Below are 4,616 nucleotides of genomic sequence, written 5' to 3'. Positions count from 1 at the left end.
CTTCAACGCCGGCCAGGTGATCATGTCGGATGCCGCCCGCAAGATGGTGGTCGAGCGCGGGCAAGAGGACTGGGAAAGTGAATTTCAGCGCTTTCCACGCCTGTTCCAGGGACATGTGTCCATTCCGGGTCTGACTTGACCAACAACGACCTTCAACGGCAAGATGTCTGTTTTCCTGGGCAAGCGCCGCGTCGATATCATGCAAGTCGGCCGCGCTCACACTGCCGGCGACGCCGTCATTCACGTGCCGGATCAGAATGTCATGTTCACCGGTGACATCGTCGAGGCGCACTCGGCCTGCTATTGCGGCGACGGGCATTTTGCCGAATGGGGTGCTACCCTGGAGGCAATCCGCGCCTATGACCTCGCGGCCATCGCACCGGGCCGTGGCGATGCAGTGATCGGCCGTGATGCGGTGAATGGCGCGCTCGACCGAACCAGGGATTTCGTGGACTCAACCTACAAGCCGGTGGTGCGCATTGCCGCACGCGGGGGCTCGCTCCGCGAGGCATGGGACGCTGTTCGTTCCGAGTGCGATCCGAAGTTCAAGGATTATGCCATCTACGAACATTGCCTGCCGTTCAATGTGGCGCGGGCCTATGACGAGGCGCGCGGTATCGACCATCCACGTATCTGGACAGCCGAGCGCGACATGCAGATGTGGGCAGACCTTCAAGGCTAACCGTTTCCCGGAGGAGGGATCATGAGAACTCCCGTCACGGAGCGCTACCCGCTAGCGTTCCGACTGTATCCTTACGTCAAGTCACCGGACCAGACCGCCGTAACGCCGATCAGGCACAAGGTGGTCGTCGCTGGCGGCGGGCCAGTGGGGCTTGCAACCGCACTCGATCTTGGTCTGCGCGGCGTTCCGGTTCTCGTTTGTGACGACCAAGAGGGAGTGGGGCTCGGCAGCCGGGCTATCTGCTTTGCCAAGCGAACGCTGGAAATATGCGATCGCCTTGGAGCGGGGGTGTCTATGCTGGCGAAAGGCGTGCAATGGAACATTGGAAAGGTCTTTCACGACAACAGGCTGCTCTATGAGTTCAATTTGTTGCCGGAAGACGGTCATGCCTTTCCCGCCTTTATCAATCTCCAGCAGCCGCTGTTTGAGAAGTTCCTCCATGAGGCCATCGTCAAGGCGCAGAGCCAGGGCGCGCCAATTGAGATTCGCGGCAGCAACCGTATCGACGCCGTGGTGCGGCATGAGGATCACGTAACGATCGATGTTATGACACCGGACGGTCCTTATGTGTTGGACGCGGATTGGCTAGTCGCATGTGATGGCGCTCGCTCTCCCATACGTTCCATGCTGGGTCATGGCTTTGACGGACGCGTGTTCGAGGACAACTTCCTGATTGCCGACGTAAAGATGAAGGCGAATTTTCCGACCGAGCGCTGGTTCTGGTTCGAGCCGCATTTCAAGTCGGGTGACAGCGCCCTTCTTCACAAGCAACCCGATGACATCTGGCGCATCGATTTCCAGCTTGGCTGGAATATCGATAGGCAAAAGGAACTCAAGCCGGAGAATATCAGAGCGCGCGTGAGCGCAATGCTCGGGCCAGATGTGGACTACGAGCTGGACTGGTGCTCGATCTATACATTCCAGTGTCGCCGCATGGACAAGTTCCGCCACGGGCCGGTTCTCTTTGCTGGGGACTCGGCGCATCAGGTCTCGCCCTTTGGCGCACGCGGCGCGAATTCAGGCGTGCAGGACGCCGACAATCTCGGCTGGAAGCTTGCCCTCGTGGTGCAGGGACTTGCGCCTGATACGCTGCTCAATAGCTACGACAGCGAGCGGGTCTACGGAGCGGACGAGAATATCGCGAACTCGACGCGGGCGACGGATTTCATTACCCCGAAATCAGCCATTTCAAAGCTTTTCCGCGACGCCGTGCTCCAACTCGCCGAGACCGTTCCCTTCGCGCGAACGGTCGTCAATTCCGGTCGTCTGTCCATGCCTTGTACCTACGATGGTTCTCCACTAAATGGTCCTGACGTGGCGAGCTTTCCTGCGCGAACGCGACCCGGGAGCCCCTGCCCGGACGCGCCTATCGGCGCTGACTGGTTGCTTCGCCTGCTTGGCGGCAATTTCACCCTTCTTGCTATCGATGCCGATGTTCCGACGACATTTTCCGCCTGTGGCATTGCGGTGAGCGTGCTCTCGGTCTCAGGCCGTGACAACAAGGCCCTCGGCGAACGTTATCTCGGGGATGCGACGAGCGCTGTTTACCTTATACGTCCTGATCAACACGTGGCTGCGCGCTTTGAGAGTTTCGATGCCAAGACCGTTGCAGCCGCCCTTGGCCGCGCCCTTGCAAAGGATCAAGTGGATGCTTGAGACCAAGCCAAATTTCGACCGCCCCGACGAATCCTATGCGCTTTTGATCAAGGCGCATCAGGGCCTTTCGGAAGCCGAGAGCCACGCCATGAACGCCCGTCTGATCCTCATCCTGATGAACCAGATCGGTGATCATGCAGTCATCGCCGAGGCACTCGCCCTTGCACGAAACGTGCGTGCCGCGACCTGACGGTGTTACCGGCCTTATCTGTCGGATCGGCTCGTGAAGCAGGAGCGTGGTGGCTTTGCGAGGAAGCGACCACACCAACAGGGTGGGTTCGGTCGAAGTGAGTTGGCTACTATCCCGCCCGTCATTCGCACTGTCGTTTGGCACTGCCATCCCGACATGTTGGCGTGATGCTGGCGAGTAGAACGGAAATGACGGGCCGGCGGGCCCAAGGCCGCGACAGTGTTAAAAGGGGATCGTGTGATGGAGGGAAGCATGGCGCTGCATTTTTCGCCGAGTGAAACGCGCATTGAAGAGGCGGAGATCACCCGCTTTCGGCTTTGGTGCGCGGAAAGGTTCGGCGTTTCCCTACCATCCCATGACGCTTTTCACCAATGGTCCGTCCGCCAGCGCGGCTCGTTCTGGTCGGGGCTCTGGGACTATTGTGGCGTGCAGGGCCATAAGGGCGAGACGGCTTTACTTGAGACCGGCAAAATTCTGGAGGACAGGTTTTTCCCAGAGGCCAGACTGAACTTCGCGGAAAACCTGCTCGCAAAACGCGGCGTCGACAATGCGTTGATCTTTCGCGGTGAAGATAAAGTGGCAAGCCGTTGGAGCTGGGACAGGCTCACTGAGACCGTCTCGCGTGTTCAGCAGGCCTACCGTTCACTCGGCATTGGACCAGGCGACCGCATCGCCGCCATGTTACCAAACGTGCCAGAAACGGTAGCCTGCATGCTCGCGGCAGCGTCGATCGGGGCCATCTGGTCGTCCTGTTCTCCTGATTTTGGCGAACAGGGTGTGATGGACCGTTTCGGCCAGATCGAGCCAAAACTATTCCTAGCTTGCGACGGCTACTGGTATAACGGCAAACGCATCGATGTCGGCGAGAAGGTGACGGCGCTGGAGCCACGGCTCGGCGTTCCGGTGGTTATCGTGGAGTATTGTGGCGGAGCGGAAAGCCTTGCCGCTACGCTGTCGAATGGGCGTACACTTGAGGCTTTCATGTCCTCCCATGACGCGCGCGAACCCGTCTTCGAGCAGTTGCCATTTTCCCATCCGCTGGTCATCCTGTTTTCATCGGGGACGACGGGCGTGCCGAAATGCATTGTCCACTCAGCCGGGGGAACGCTGCTTCAGCATCTGAAGGAACACCGGTACCATTGCAATCTCGGGGGCGGAGATCGACTCTTCTACTATACGACCTGTGGCTGGATGATGTGGAACTGGCTGGTTTCGGGTCTGGCGAGCGGGGCCACGCTTTGCCTCTACGATGGCTCTCCCTTTTCGCCCGATGCAAAGGTCTTATGGGATTATGCCGAAGAGGAGCAGTTTTCCATCTTCGGCACCTCGGCCAAGTATCTCGATGCCCTTGCCAAGGCAGAAGTAAAACCGCGCGAAACTCATCGGCTGGACCATCTGACCGCTGTACTGTCAACTGGATCGCCCTTGTCACCTGCCAGTTTCGACTATGTCTACCGAGACATAAAGCCCGACGTGAGCCTCGCCTCGATGTCAGGCGGCACCGATATCGTTTCCTGCTTCGTACTTGGCAATCCGGTGAAGCCGGTTTGGTCCGGGGAAATCCAGGGGCCGGGATTGGGCATGGCAGTCGAGGTGTTCGACGACCTCGGCCAGCCGCTGGCGAGCGGCAAGGGCGAACTGGTTTGCACTTGTGCATTCCCTGCGATGCCAATCGGCTTCTGGAACGACCCGGACTGCTCGCGCTTCCGCTCTGCATATTTCGAGCGCTTCGAAAATATCTGGTGCCATGGGGATTTTGCGGAATGGACCGGCCATGGCGGCATCGTGATCCATGGCCGCTCGGATGCCACGTTGAACCCGGGAGGTGTCCGGATCGGCACGGCCGAGATTTACAACCAGGTTGAGCGGATCACCGAGATCGAAAGCGCCGTCTGCATCGGGCAGGATTGGGACAACGACGTTCGCGTCGTCCTCTTCGTCAAGCTCCGCAGCGGCGTGACGCTCGACGCGGCCCTGACGCAAAAAATCAAGCAGCAGATCAGAACCGGGGCCTCACCACGGCACGTGCCAGCAAAGATTATCGCCGTTGCCGATATTCCGATGACCAAGACCGGCAAGGTGGTCGAG

The 4,616-nt window shown here is 59.3% G+C and carries 3 protein-coding genes and 1 pseudogene; all 4 read left to right on the top strand.

Annotation, left to right across the window (positions count from 1 at the left end; translation table 11 throughout):
- A pseudogene (locus tag AC1D17_RS27735) lies at positions 1-682 on the top strand (MBL fold metallo-hydrolase); the annotation flags it as partial.
- 21 nt (positions 683-703) lie between these two features.
- Positions 704-2,338, top strand: a complete 1,635-nt coding sequence (locus AC1D17_RS27730; RefSeq protein WP_112841507.1) for an FAD-dependent oxidoreductase — start codon at positions 704-706, stop codon at positions 2,336-2,338.
- A complete protein-coding gene (locus AC1D17_RS27725) occupies positions 2,331-2,528 on the top strand; it encodes a DUF2783 domain-containing protein (RefSeq protein ID WP_112841508.1) in 198 nt (65 codons plus the stop codon). The genes AC1D17_RS27730 and AC1D17_RS27725 overlap by 8 nt, the downstream gene beginning before the upstream one ends.
- A gap of 252 nt (positions 2,529-2,780) precedes the next feature.
- Positions 2,781-4,616 (top strand): acetoacetate--CoA ligase (locus AC1D17_RS27720; protein ID WP_477568453.1); only part of this gene is annotated, 1,836 nt, incomplete at its 3' end.

Source organism: Pararhizobium sp. P1_E7 (assembly GCF_056405855.1).
This window is presented reverse-complemented; position numbering and strand designations above follow the sequence as displayed.